This is a genomic window from Clostridium sp. AF35-15, from assembly GCF_003477745.1.
GTDB lineage: Bacteria > Bacillota > Clostridia > Lachnospirales > Lachnospiraceae > Otoolea > Otoolea fessa.
Genome location: NZ_QUDY01000008.1, coordinates 53,303 through 65,777 on the forward strand (window position 1 = coordinate 53,303; position 12,475 = coordinate 65,777).

Annotated in this window: 13 protein-coding genes; all 13 read left to right on the top strand. The window is 51.0% G+C overall.

Going from position 1 to position 12,475, the window contains the following annotated elements:
- The first annotated feature begins 85 nt into the window (after positions 1–85).
- The 13 genes from rplL to DWZ76_RS10375 all read left to right on the top strand — a co-directional run bounded on the left by rplL (position 86) and on the right by DWZ76_RS10375 (position 12,400).
- Positions 86–457 (top strand): 50S ribosomal protein L7/L12, encoded by a 372-nt coding sequence (gene rplL, locus DWZ76_RS10315; protein ID WP_107001383.1) that lies wholly within the window; start codon positions 86–88, stop codon positions 455–457.
- Positions 458–624: 167 nt separating this feature from the next.
- A complete protein-coding gene (locus DWZ76_RS10320; RefSeq protein WP_107001384.1) occupies positions 625–1,287 on the top strand; it encodes a hypothetical protein in 663 nt (220 codons plus the stop codon).
- Positions 1,288–1,452: 165 nt separating this feature from the next.
- Positions 1,453–2,127, top strand: a complete 675-nt coding sequence (locus DWZ76_RS10325; RefSeq protein WP_107001385.1) for a uracil-DNA glycosylase — start codon at positions 1,453–1,455, stop codon at positions 2,125–2,127.
- Positions 2,128–2,139: 12 nt separating this feature from the next.
- Positions 2,140–2,979 (top strand): undecaprenyl-diphosphate phosphatase, encoded by an 840-nt coding sequence (locus DWZ76_RS10330; protein WP_022360611.1) that lies wholly within the window; start codon positions 2,140–2,142, stop codon positions 2,977–2,979.
- A gap of 234 nt (positions 2,980–3,213) precedes the next feature.
- Positions 3,214–3,921 carry a polysaccharide deacetylase family protein gene (locus tag DWZ76_RS10335; RefSeq protein WP_182431311.1) on the top strand — a complete coding sequence of 236 codons (708 nt, stop codon included), beginning with the start codon at positions 3,214–3,216 and terminating at the stop codon, positions 3,919–3,921.
- Between the two features lie 9 nt (positions 3,922–3,930).
- Positions 3,931–5,253 carry a replication-associated recombination protein A gene (locus DWZ76_RS10340; protein ID WP_118472586.1) on the top strand — a complete coding sequence of 441 codons (1,323 nt, stop codon included), beginning with the start codon at positions 3,931–3,933 and terminating at the stop codon, positions 5,251–5,253.
- 372 nt (positions 5,254–5,625) lie between these two features.
- On the top strand, positions 5,626–7,437 hold the full coding sequence (rho, locus tag DWZ76_RS10345) for a transcription termination factor Rho (RefSeq protein WP_118472587.1): 1,812 nt from the start codon (positions 5,626–5,628) through the stop codon (positions 7,435–7,437).
- A gap of 316 nt (positions 7,438–7,753) precedes the next feature.
- Positions 7,754–7,963, top strand: a complete 210-nt coding sequence (gene rpmE, locus DWZ76_RS10350; protein ID WP_022360607.1) for a 50S ribosomal protein L31 — start codon at positions 7,754–7,756, stop codon at positions 7,961–7,963.
- Between the two features lie 86 nt (positions 7,964–8,049).
- A complete protein-coding gene (locus DWZ76_RS10355) occupies positions 8,050–9,006 on the top strand; it encodes a DUF1385 domain-containing protein (RefSeq protein WP_118472588.1) in 957 nt (318 codons plus the stop codon).
- A gap of 32 nt (positions 9,007–9,038) precedes the next feature.
- Positions 9,039–10,037 carry a HemK/PrmC family methyltransferase gene (locus DWZ76_RS10360; protein ID WP_118472589.1) on the top strand — a complete coding sequence of 333 codons (999 nt, stop codon included), beginning with the start codon at positions 9,039–9,041 and terminating at the stop codon, positions 10,035–10,037.
- An 18-nt stretch (positions 10,038–10,055) separates the two neighbouring features.
- The gene (gene prfA, locus DWZ76_RS10365) at positions 10,056–11,132 is read left to right on the top strand and encodes a peptide chain release factor 1 (protein WP_118472590.1); all 1,077 of its coding nucleotides are present in this window, start codon (positions 10,056–10,058) and stop codon (positions 11,130–11,132) included.
- Positions 11,133–11,163: 31 nt separating this feature from the next.
- Positions 11,164–11,652, top strand: a complete 489-nt coding sequence (locus DWZ76_RS10370; protein ID WP_022360603.1) for a deaminase — start codon at positions 11,164–11,166, stop codon at positions 11,650–11,652.
- The gene (locus DWZ76_RS10375) at positions 11,642–12,400 is read left to right on the top strand and encodes a class B sortase (RefSeq protein WP_182431312.1); all 759 of its coding nucleotides are present in this window, start codon (positions 11,642–11,644) and stop codon (positions 12,398–12,400) included. Before DWZ76_RS10370 ends, DWZ76_RS10375 begins: the two co-directional genes overlap by 11 nt.
- The last annotated feature ends 75 nt before the right edge of the window (positions 12,401–12,475 follow it).

Consider the following 12,475-nt stretch of genomic DNA (forward strand, 5'->3'; position numbering starts at 1 on the left):
GGGTGTAAGGTGCGTGAGAGCCGCATAGTAAAGCAAGAGGCCGCATAAGGCCGATTTAAAATTCAATCACAGGAGGAATATTAAAATGGCAAAGTTAACAACAGCTGAGTTCATTGAGGCAATCAAAGAATTATCCGTATTAGAGTTAAACGATTTAGTAAAAGCTTGCGAGGAAGAGTTCGGTGTATCCGCAGCAGCAGGCGTTGTTGTAGCAGCAGCAGGTGCAGCTGAGGCAGCAGAAGAGAAGACTGAGTTCGACGTAGAGCTGACAGAGGTTGGCCCGAACAAAGTTAAAGTTATCAAGGTAGTTCGTGAAGCTACAGGTCTTGGTCTGAAAGAGGCTAAGGAAGTAGTTGACGGTGCTCCGAAGGTAGTTAAGGCTGGCGCTTCCAAGGAAGAGGCTGAGGACATCAAGACTAAATTAGAGGCTGAAGGCGCTAAAGTTACCTTAAAGTAATTTAAGTAATTTCGCATAGAGCTAATTGCATTACAGATGGGGAGTCTGGCGTGTGCGTGAGCGCATGCCGGGCTCTTTTTGTGTAATAGGAAATTCCTTGGAATTTCTAATGATGCGCACTCGCGCGAAGATGCAGACTCTTTTTTATACGGGGGAATCAGATTAAGATGGCAGAGAAGACAGAAAATGAAATGGCAGCAGATGCAGAACTTAAAACGCTTCGGGAGCGGATTAAGGCGTGCGAATTTCTGCTGATTGGGCTTGGAAGTGAATGGGAGAAGGCGGGAGGCGCGGAGGTACAGGAGGCATACCGGGCGCTGGCAGCGATGACAGAGGGGAAGGATTATTTTATCGTGACAACCGCAAAGGATGCGCGCATCTTTGAAAGTTCGTTGGATGAAGCGAAGATCACGGCGCCGTGCGGTAATGTGAACTGGCTTCAGTGTTCGAAAGGCTGTACGAAGGATATCTGGGAGCGCGGCGAGGTGGCGGATGGTATCTGCCCGCACTGTGGGGCGCCGCTGACAGAAAACACAGTTCTGGCGAATCCGTATATCGAGGAGGGTTATTTGAAAAGCTGGAATCTCTACCGGGAATGGCTGGCTGGAACCTTAAACCATGCGCTTCTGATTCTCGAGCTGGGAGTGGACTTCAAGACGCCGACCGTCATCCGCTGGCCCTTTGAAAAAACGGTCTTTTTTAACCGCAAATCGCATATGTATCGGATAAATCAGAAGTTTTACCAGATTGTCGGAGATATTCAGGAGAGGACCGTATCGATTCCGCAGAATTCGGTCGGCTTTATCCGCAATTTTTCTTCCTGTGATTGAGAGCCCACTTAGTTACTGGGCACGTATGCGTGAACAGTAACGTCCACTTATCTGCGGAGGGGACATTTGGGAAGCAAAACTTGAGAAACCGCTTCGATTGTGCTAAAATGGAACCATCGTTTGACAGAAAACGACAGAAAATGACATGGACGAGAGGATAGGGCAATGGGAGCAATCAGTAATGACTGGCTGGCTCCGCTCAGCGGAGAGTTTAAAAAGCCATATTACAGAAAGTTATACGATACTGTGAAACGGGAATATGAGGCGCATGTTGTATATCCGGATGCGAATGATATTTTCAATGCATTTGATTTTACCCCTCTTTCCGAGGTAAAGGTGGTTATTTTAGGTCAGGATCCCTACCATGGTCCGGGACAGGCGCATGGGCTTTGCTTTTCGGTAAAGCCGGATGTGGAAATCCCGCCGTCCCTGGTGAATATTTATCAGGAATTGCACGATGATCTCGGCTGCTACATCCCGAACAATGGCTATCTGACGAAATGGGCGAAGCAGGGAGTCATGCTGCTGAACACAGTTCTGACCGTCCGCGCGCATCAGGCTAATTCCCACCGTGGAATCGGCTGGGAGGAGTTTACGGATGCTGCGATCAAGATCTTAAATGAGCAGGACCGTCCGATGGTATTTATTCTGTGGGGACGTCCGGCACAAGCGAAGAAATCGATGCTTAACAATCCGAAGCATCTGATTCTCGAAGCGCCGCATCCGAGCCCGCTGTCTGCGTACCGCGGATTTTTCGGCAGCCGCCCGTTCAGCAAGACCAATGAATTTTTAAAAGAACATGGTGTTGCCCCGATAGACTGGCAGATAGAAAACGTGTAGGAAGGAGCAGACATGAGTTTTGTTGAGATTTTAAAGGTAATTGTACTGGGAATCGTGGAAGGTTTCACGGAATGGCTTCCGATCAGCAGTACCGGGCATATGATTCTGGTGGATGAGATCATCCATCTGGATGTCAGCGAGGCGTACCGGGAAGTGTTTATGGTTGTCATCCAGCTGGGTGCGATTCTGGCGGTTATGGTGCTGTATTTCAATAAATTGAATCCGTTTTCACCGCACAAATCGATGGCGCAGAAGCGCGGTACAATTCGTTTGTGGATAAAAATTATTATAGCCTGCATTCCGGCAGCGGTGATTGGGCTTCCGCTTGACCATTTCATGGATAAGCTGATGAACGGCTATGTCGTAGCAGCGATGCTGATTCTCTACGGCGTTTTGTTTATCGTACTGGAAAATCGAAACGTGCACCGTCATTTTCCGATTGAGCGCGTGACGCAGATTTCGTTCCAGACAGCGGCGCTGATCGGCTGTTTCCAGGTGCTGGCGATGATTCCGGGTACTTCCCGTTCGGGCGCGACGATTCTGGGCGCGATGCTGATCGGCTGTTCACGTCCGGCGGCGGCAGAATTTTCATTCTTCCTTGGGATTCCGGTTATGTTCGGTGCGAGTTTTTTAAAGATTGTGAAATTTTTCATTCAGGGCGGCGGATTTTCTTTCGCGGAGTTCATTTATCTGGTTCTTGGTATGGTGGTCGCATTTGGCGTGTCCGTGTACTCGATCAAGTTCCTGATGGGATATGTCCGCAAGCATGATTTCAAGTTTTTCGGATATTATCGGATTGTGCTTGGTATCGTGGTGCTGTCCTACTTTGGTATTTCGGCGCTAGTAGGTTAAAATGTACGCTCGGAGTCTTTCCTGCACTTGCTTTTGCGGCTGGCGGAAAGATTCCGAGAGCACATTAAATAGAAAAAGAGGATTCAGACCTGACAGAAATGCGGAGGTCTGGATCCTTTTTTGCGTTCATATAATACATGGAAGCGGAAACGCAAATATAAAGGGGATGCCCTGTCACAGTTCAGGGCTGACACGTCTAAAATGGTAAATCGGATCATTCAAAATAAGGGTTCCATGAGGAAAAAACTGCTCTGCCTGTGCACGGCAGTGCTGCTGGATCTGTGTTTCTTAGGAATCGTGTGCAGGCTGGCGGTGGGGATGCAGTGGGAAGATTTGGCGGAAGTGGAGCAGGCGGACCAGACGGTTTCCTCCCCGGAATGCTTTTCCGGTGGGGAGCTGGCGCTGACCTTCGACGATGGACCGCACAGGGTGTACACGAAAAAGCTGCTGGACGGCTTGCGCGAGAGGGGCGTGAAAGCCTCTTTTTTTCTGGTCGGGGAAAATATTCCGGGTAATGAGGAACTGGTGCGACAGATGGCTAAAGACGGTCATCTCATCGGGGTTCACTGCATGGCACATGTGGATCTGGCGCGCCAGCCGATTGAAAAGAGCGTGGAGGAGATTCGGGAGACGGCCGATTGGATCGAGGCGGTCACGGGAAAACGTCCGGAATACATACGTCCGCCGTATGGTTCATGGAGTACGGAGCTTCAGGAGAGAGTGTCGATGACGCCGGTGTTCTGGGACGTCGATACGCTGGATTGGAAAAGCCGGAATACGGCGCGGATTGTGAAGCATATCTGTAAAAATGCGGCGGTTCACACAGTGGTGCTGATGCATGATGCATATCAGACTTCGGTCGATGCAGCGCTTGAAACGATTGACACATTGACGGCGGAAGGATATACTTTTGTTACAATAGAAGAATGTCTGATTGATTGAGAGGATACGATGGATTTATTTGATTATATGCGGAAAAATACGATCGAGCAGGAGGCACCGCTGGCATCCAGGCTGCGCCCGTCCACGCTTGACGAGGTGGTGGGACAGAAGCATATCATAGGAAAGGATAAGCTTTTGTACCGGGCGATCAAGGCGGATAAGCTCGGATCGCTGATTTTTTACGGACCGCCCGGAACGGGCAAAACGACGCTGGCGCGCGTGATTGCCAACACGACGAGCGCGCGTTTTGAGCAGCTCAACGCGACGGTGGCGGGGAAAAAAGATATGGAACAGGTCGTGCAGGATGCCAAGGATGCGCTGGGGATGTACGGAAAGCGCACGATCCTGTTTATCGACGAGATTCACCGCTTTAATAAGGGGCAGCAGGACTATCTTCTGCCGTTTGTTGAGGACGGGACGATTCTGCTCATTGGTGCGACGACGGAGAATCCGTATTTTGAGGTCAACGGGGCGCTGATTTCCCGATCCCGTATTTTTGAGCTGAAACCGTTGGAAAATGCGGATATCCGCGAGCTTTTAGAGCGGGCGATCCATGACAAGGAAAAGGGCATGGGAAGCTATCGCGCGGAGGCGACGGACGAGGCTCTGGATTTTCTGGCCGATATGGCAGGCGGAGACGCGCGCGCGGCGCTCAATGCGATCGAGCTTGGTATTCTCACAACGGAACGGAGTGGAGATGGGCTGATTCACATTACACTCGATGTGGCGCAGGAGTGCATCCAGCGCCGTGCCGTGAAGTATGACAAGACGGGGGATAACCATTACGATACGATCTCAGCGTTTATCAAGAGTATGCGCGGTACCGATCCGGATGCGGCAGTTTATTATCTAGCGAAGATGCTGGATGCAGGCGAGGATATCAAATTTATTGCGCGGCGTATCATGATCTGTGCGTCGGAGGATGTCGGCAATGCGGATCCGCAGGCGATTCAGGTTGCGGTCAGCGCGGCATTGGCAGTGGAACGGATTGGTCTGCCGGAGGCGCGGATTATCCTGTCGCAGGCAGCTACCTATGTGGCGAGCGCGCCGAAGAGCAACGCGGCGTATGTGGCGGTCGATGAGGCACAGGAGGCGGTCAGGTTAAAGGGAAACTTTACGGTGCCGTCCCATCTGCGCGATCGCCATTACAGCGGGGCGGAGAAGCTGGGGCATGGCGACGGGTACAAGTATGCACACGATTATCCGAATCATTATGTGAAGCAGCAGTACCTGCCGGATGGACTGGAGGGCAGCACATTTTACCGCCCGTCAGAAAATGGGTATGAGAAGAAGATTGGGGAGTGGCTGCGCTTCCTGAAGGGCTCTGAATGAGAAAAGCTTCTTTTCAGATGGATTTTGCCGATGCTACGCATTCCAAATCGGCAAAATCTGCTGCCGGAACTGTATCGTACGGAATTTTCAGTTCAGAAAATTCCTACCTGTGAACAGTTACTATGTTCCTGAATTGATATGTATGAAGAAAATGTCTACTTGAATTTTTATGAAAACCGTTTATAATAAAACCAAGGTGGCTGCAGGATAAAGAGCAGTCACAGCATAAAAGGCTATGTTAAAAAGGTATGCCGGGCAGGTATCTGCCTGTCCGGTTTCGTGTAAGTACCTGGAAGACATCCACACGTTTCTTATTTCTGATTTTTGAATCCCAGAGAATATGACACAATTAAACAGGGCAAGGAGAATTATATGAGAGAAAAATTAAAGACACTCCCTCTGGTGCAGCTTCGGGAAATGGCGAAGGCACAGGGGTTAAAGGGGATCAGCACCCTGAAAAAGGCGGAGATCATAGACCGGCTGTGCGAACTTGAGAAGCCGGTGGAAGAGGGACAGAAAGAAGAAACGCCCCAGGCTTCTGTCAGTGAGCATCCGGCTGGATCGGCGGAACCGGCAGAGAGAACGGAAATGCACGTGCAGCCGCGCAGAACTGATGCAGGGCAGAATACATCGGCACAGACGTATTCGCAGCCGCGGAGATCTGCCAACGGAGAACGGGCTGCGGGAGGGCAGAATTCCAGTTATGAGCGCCGCAGCGAAGGCGGATACCGCCGGAATGAATACGGCTCCTATACACGCCGTGAGAATAATAATACCCGTTATCAGGATAATCGCAGACGCGAGTACACGCAGCGAGAGGGGTATCAGAGAAATTCCTATGTGCCGCGTAACAATTACAATGAAGCGATGAGCGCAAGAAACGAGTATAGCCAGCCGGAACATACCGCACCGGCATCGCAGATGGCAGAAGCAGCCTCCGAGTACAGTCAGCCGGAACGTACCGCGCCGGTGCAGCAGATGGAAAGCACCCGTACTGAGGTGGAAAATGCACGCATGGAGGATCTGAAAAATGAATTTCAGGAGCTGGACAGCGGCATCGAGGCGAACGGAATCCTGGAGGTTATGCCGGATGGATTTGGATTTATCCGTTGTGAAAACTTCCTGCCGGGTGAAAATGACGTCTATGTGGCGCCGTCCCAGATCCGCCGTTTTAATCTGAAAACTGGTGATATCGTGCGCGGAAGCCGTCGTGTGAAGTCGGCGACGGAGAAATTTGCCGCATTATTATATATTAATTCGGTCAATGGATACCCGACCAGCGTGGTGGAAAAACGTCCGAATTTTGAAAATCTGACGCCAATTTTCCCAAATGAACGTCTGCACCTGGAATATCCGGGGGTTAAGACTTCCATGGCGATGCGTGTGATGGATCTGCTGTCCCCGATCGGAAAAGGACAGCGAGGCATGATCGTATCCCCGCCAAAAGCCGGAAAGACCACCCTGTTAAAGCAGGTGGCGACGACCATCACAAAGAACCATCCAGAAATGCACCTGATCATCCTTCTGATCGATGAGCGTCCGGAGGAGGTGACAGATATCCGTGAGACGGTAACGGGAGAAAATGTCGAGGTCATCTATTCGACGTTTGACGAGCTGCCGGAGCGTCATAAACGTGTGTCGGAGATGGTAGTAGAACGGGCGAAGCGCCTTGTCGAGCACGGAAGGGACGTTATGATTCTTTTAGACAGTATCACCCGTCTGGCGAGGGCTTACAACCTGGTGGTTCCGCCGAGTGGACGAACTCTTTCAGGTGGTTTGGATCCGGCAGCGCTGCATATGCCGAAGCGCTTCTTCGGTGCGGCGAGAAATATTCGCGAGGGCGGCAGCCTGACGATTCTGGCGACCGCGCTGATTGAGACGGGCAGCCGCATGGACGATGTTATTTACGAGGAATTTAAGGGAACCGGCAACATGGAGCTGGTGCTTGACCGCAAACTTTCCGAGAAGCGCATCTTCCCGGCGATCGATATCCTGCGTTCCGGTACGCGAAGAGATGATCTGCTTCTTTCGTCCGCCGAGGCGGAAGCGGTCGATATCGTCCACAAGGCGACCAACACGCAGAAACCGGAGGATACCGTCGAGCGGATCCTGGATCTGTTTGCCAAGACGAAGAACAATACGGAATTTGTGGAGATCACGCGGAAAAAGGGGTCATTTTACTAAAAATCATGTTTCACCAATAGCGCATCTGTGAGGACTTTCTTCCAGGCAGGAAAACAGGACTGTAAGAAGAAAAATAGTATTGAAAAATAGATAAAATTGCTTGCTAAAAAGTACACACCATGATATAATTATAAGGCTGTATTAACAGACGGTAGTTCTGACATCTGCGTGAGTCGTCCTTACGAGTGGAAGGAACGCTTAAATGATGGAATAGCGTGCCTGGATGTGCGGAGCTTTATATAGAGCCGTTTTAAGACGGCTTGCAATTAAAAAAGCGGTCGGAAATCGCAATGAAAAATTCAGAGAGGTGAAAGAAATGAGAGAAGGAATCCATCCAGCCTATTATCAGGCAAAAGTAGTTTGCAACTGTGGTAACGAGTTCGTAACTGGTTCTACCAAGAAAGACATCCACGTAGAGGTTTGCTCCAAGTGTCATTCATTCTACACAGGCCAGCAGAAAGCAGCCGCTGCCCGCGGACGTATCGATAAGTTCAACCGCAAGTACGGCATCAACGCAGGCAAATAAGTTTGAACCATGTAAAGGTTGGGTTTTAGTGGCGACATTAAACTCAACCTTTTTGTTTTCTTCTTTTTTTATTTTGAAAGGACAGCATGAAGTATTCAGGAATTGGCGGTCAGGCGGTAATTGAAGGCATCATGATGATGAAAGGCGAGGACTATGCAGTGGCAGTCCGCCGGCCTGACAAAGAGATAGAAGTAAAAAAAGACACATACCAGAGTATCACGAAAAAAGCGAAGATTTTACAGCTCCCGTTTGTGCGCGGCGTGTTCCGGTTTGCAGATTCGATGATCATCGGCATGCGGAGTCTGTCGTATTCCGCCAGCTTTTTTGAGGATGATGAGGATGCAGAGCCGGGAAAATTCGAACAGCTTTTAGACCGTGTGTTCGGCGAGAAGCTGGAGAGTGCGATCATGGCAGCAGTGCTGGTAATTTCGTTTATCCTGGCAATTGGTATTTTTATGCTCCTGCCGCTGGGGATTGCGAACCTGTTTAAGGGAGTTATCACATCGGATCATCTGATGGCAGTGCTGGAAGGTGTGATCCGGATCGCGATTTTTATTATCTATATTAAACTCGTTTCGCGGATGGAGGACATCCGGCGGACATTTATGTACCACGGGGCGGAGCACAAGTGCATCAACTGTGTGGAACACGGACATCCGCTGACGGTAAAATATGTGCGCGAGAGCTCGAAGGAGCACAAGCGCTGTGGTACCAGTTTCATATTGATTGTCATGGTGATCAGTATTCTGATGTTTATGGTGATCCGGGTCGATACGATCTGGATGCGGATTCTGAGCCGTATTATTCTGGTTCCGGTCATTGCAGGTATATCATATGAGGTATTGCAGTGCGCCGGACGGAGCAATTCGAAGTTTATGGATCTGGTGAGCCGTCCGGGTATGTGGATGCAGGGTCTGACGACGAAGGAGCCGGATGACTCGATGATTGAGGTGGCGATCGCGGCGACCGAGGCAGTTTTTGACTGGAGAGAATACCTGACGGAGAATTTCCCAGGCTGGGAAAAGCAGCTGGAAGAGTCATAAATAGAACACGGTACGACAGAGGGGATGAGTCGATGAGCGAGGAAAACGGAAGAACAGACCTGACCTGGAGAGAACTGTTGGATGAGGGCGGCGCGCGCTTAAGTGAGGCGGGTGTACCGGACGCAGGGACGGATGCCTGGTATCTGATGGAAGCGGCGTTCGGGATTGACCGGGTGCATTATTATCTGGATCAGAACCGTCCGATCCATGCGGAACGCCTGGAAAAGGGCTATGGGCGCTATCAGGAAATGCTTCAGAAACGGGCAGAGCGCATTCCACTGCAGCAGATTCTGGGAATGCAGGATTTTATGGGAATGACATTTTCTGTCGATGAAAATGTCCTGATTCCGCGCCAGGATACGGAGACGTTAGTTGAGCGGGTTCTTCGGGATTACCCGGAAAAGGATCTGAAACTTTTGGATATGTGTACCGGATCCGGCTGTATCGCGATCAGCCTTGCCGTGCTTGGCGGCTACCAGAACGTGACGGCGGTGGATATTTCCGAGGCGGCGCTGCGCGTGGCAAAGAAAAATGCGAGACGTCTCTTTTTGATTCAGAAGGGAACTGCGCGGTCAGAATCGTTTCAGGTATCGGAGGATCCGTGGTGCATCCGCCTGAAAACGTGGCTGGCAAAGGGACCGCGCCTGCAGGCAGAGATCGAGGAACACAGCCTGACACTTTTGCAGAGCAATCTGTTTCAGGCGGTGGAGGCGGATGTCATGTACGATGTGATTGTGTCGAATCCGCCATATATCCCATCGGCGGTGATCGACGGTCTGGAACCGGAGGTACGCGACCATGAGCCTCGGCTGGCGCTGGACGGCAGCGAGGACGGTCTGTATTTTTACCGGGTTCTGGCGCTGGAGTGCAGCAAACATCTGAACAAGGGCGGCTGCGTATATTTTGAGATAGGATATGACCAGGCGGAGGCGGTCAGCCGGATACTGACCATCGCCGGGTATCGGGAGATAGAAGTGATAAAGGATGAGCCGGGGCTTAACCGCGTGGTAAAGGCACGGTGGAACCGTTAGACGATAGAGGAGGATATCATGTTTGACAGATTGGATGATTTGCTGATCCGTTATGAAGAGCTGATGGAAGAGCTCGGCAGCCCGGAAGTGGCAAGCGATACAAATCGTTTCCGCAAGCTGATGAAGGAGCAGTCGGATCTGGCTCCGATTGTGGAGGCATATAAAGAGTATAAGAAGGCAAAACAGGACGTAGAGGACAGTCTGGCGCTTCTGGATGAGGAATCCGACGAGGAGATGCGCGAGATGGCGAAGGAAGAGTTAAATACTGCGAAAAAGCGCATTGAAGAGCTGGAGCAGGAATTAAAAATTCTGCTTCTTCCGAAGGATCCGAACGATGAAAAGAACGTTATCGTTGAGATCCGTGCAGGTGCAGGCGGCGATGAGGCGGCATTATTTGCGTCCGAACTGTACCGTATGTATGTGCGCTTTGCAGAGCGCAACCGCTGGAAAACTGAGCTTGTCAGCGTCAGTGAAAATGGAATCGGCGGCTTCAAGGAGGTCGTTTTCATGATTACCGGCCAGGGCGCTTACTCCAAGATGAAGTACGAGAGCGGTGTCCACCGTGTACAGCGTGTGCCGGAGACCGAGTCCGGCGGACGTATCCATACCTCGACCGCGACGGTTGCCGTGATGCCGGAGGCAGAGGATGTGGACGTTGTCATCGATGATAAAGATATCCGTATTGACGTTATGCGTGCGTCCGGAAACGGTGGACAGTGTGTCAACACGACTGACTCCGCGGTACGTCTGACCCATATTCCGACCGGTATCGTGATCTACAGCCAGACTGAGAAATCGCAGTTACAGAACAAGGAAAAGGCGTTCCGTCTTCTGCGTTCCAAGCTATATGATCTGGAGCTGGAGAGACGCCAGAACGAGGAAGCGGCAGAACGCCGCAGCCAGATTGGTACCGGTGACCGTTCCGAGAAGATCCGTACCTATAACTTCCCGCAGGGACGTGTGACCGAGCACCGCATCAAACTGACCTTGTATAAGATCGATTCGATCATGGACGGCGATCTGTATGAGATCATTGACAGCTTAATTGCAGCCGATCAGGCGGCGAAGCTGGCGAAGATGAATGAGGGCATCTAAAGAATTAGAGAAAACGGAAGGGGGATCCTATATGGAAAGAAGAGATAAAGTCAATTATTATTTGGATCTGGCGGAAATGGTTTCGCAGCGGAGTACCTGTCTGCGAAAGCACTACGGGGCAGTGATTGTGAATAACGATGAGGTTATCTCGACCGGCTATGTGGGCGCCCCGCGCGGACGGAAAAACTGTTCCGATATCGGTCGCTGCATCCGCGAGGAGCTTCATGTGCCGCGCGGCGAGCGGTACGAGTTGTGCCGCAGTGTCCATGCCGAGGCCAACGCCCTGATCAGTGCCTCCAGAGAGCGCATGATCGGCGCGTCGCTGTATCTGACCGGTGTCGATGCGAGAACCGGCGGGTATGTGGAAAAATCGAGCTGCTGTTCGATGTGCAAGCGCATGGTAATCAATGCCGGAATTGAACATGTCTATATCCGTGATACGAAAAATGAGTACCGAAAAGTTGATGTAGAAGATTGGATCCGCGAAGATGAATCGCTGGAAGGAAAATTTGGGTACTAAGAAGCGCACAGGAGACGGCGCTGCCCGCTGGGCACGCCGCATCTTCTGTGCTTTTTTGATCGTGATTGGATGTCTGGTTCTGGCGGATGGTGTGGGGGATGCGGTTAGAAGGGCGGAAAACAGAGATTCCCAATCTGAAGGAAATGTAGAGCAGAATTTATCTGGAAAATCTGATTCAGATGCGTCAGAGCCGATATGGCAGCCAGATTTCGCAGCCTTAAAATGCCAGAATGCCGACGTCATCGCCTGGATTCGCATTCCCGGTACTCACATCGATGAACCGATTGTCCAGACAACCGACAATGAATCGTACCGCAGCATCGGGCTGGGTGGAAAACCAGATCCAGCCGGGACTGTCTTTCTGGACTGCGAGAGTGCACCGGATGCATCGGATTTTCATTCGATTTTTTACGGGCATCATATGAAGGACGGAAGCCGGTTTTCCGAGCTGATCCGCCTGAAAGACGAAGATTTCTTCCAGAAGCATCGGACGGCTTATCTCTATTTCCCAGATGGGAAAAGGCGGACACTCCGTCTGATTGCAGCGCTCACTGCGGGCAGTCAGGGGGAACGGCGTAGGACGGAATTTGCGGATCAGTCGGAGATGCATTCTTATATAGAAGAAATGACGGAGGGATGTCGGTTTCGCGAACTGCCAGACGAGGAGGTTTCCCACTTGTATTCCTTTGTGACGTGCAGTTATGAATTTGCGGATGCGCGGACGATTGTGTATGCAGTGGATGAGTGATGCTCATAGATTGTACAATGCAAGAACAGTAGAGGGAAAAAACGTGTAAACATAGAAGAAGTGCAAAGCAAATAA

Coding starts and splice junctions, on each gene's coding strand:
- rplL (WP_107001383.1), top strand. CDS start 86: ATGGCAAAGTTAACAACAGCTGAGTTCATTGAGGCAATCAAAGAATTA.
- DWZ76_RS10320 (WP_107001384.1), top strand. CDS start 625: ATGGCAGAGAAGACAGAAAATGAAATGGCAGCAGATGCAGAACTTAAA.
- DWZ76_RS10325 (WP_107001385.1), top strand. CDS start 1,453: ATGGGAGCAATCAGTAATGACTGGCTGGCTCCGCTCAGCGGAGAGTTT.
- DWZ76_RS10330 (WP_022360611.1), top strand. CDS start 2,140: ATGAGTTTTGTTGAGATTTTAAAGGTAATTGTACTGGGAATCGTGGAA.
- DWZ76_RS10335 (WP_182431311.1), top strand. CDS start 3,214: ATGAGGAAAAAACTGCTCTGCCTGTGCACGGCAGTGCTGCTGGATCTG.
- DWZ76_RS10340 (WP_118472586.1), top strand. CDS start 3,931: ATGGATTTATTTGATTATATGCGGAAAAATACGATCGAGCAGGAGGCA.
- rho (WP_118472587.1), top strand. CDS start 5,626: ATGAGAGAAAAATTAAAGACACTCCCTCTGGTGCAGCTTCGGGAAATG.
- rpmE (WP_022360607.1), top strand. CDS start 7,754: ATGAGAGAAGGAATCCATCCAGCCTATTATCAGGCAAAAGTAGTTTGC.
- DWZ76_RS10355 (WP_118472588.1), top strand. CDS start 8,050: ATGAAGTATTCAGGAATTGGCGGTCAGGCGGTAATTGAAGGCATCATG.
- DWZ76_RS10360 (WP_118472589.1), top strand. CDS start 9,039: ATGAGCGAGGAAAACGGAAGAACAGACCTGACCTGGAGAGAACTGTTG.
- prfA (WP_118472590.1), top strand. CDS start 10,056: ATGTTTGACAGATTGGATGATTTGCTGATCCGTTATGAAGAGCTGATG.
- DWZ76_RS10370 (WP_022360603.1), top strand. CDS start 11,164: ATGGAAAGAAGAGATAAAGTCAATTATTATTTGGATCTGGCGGAAATG.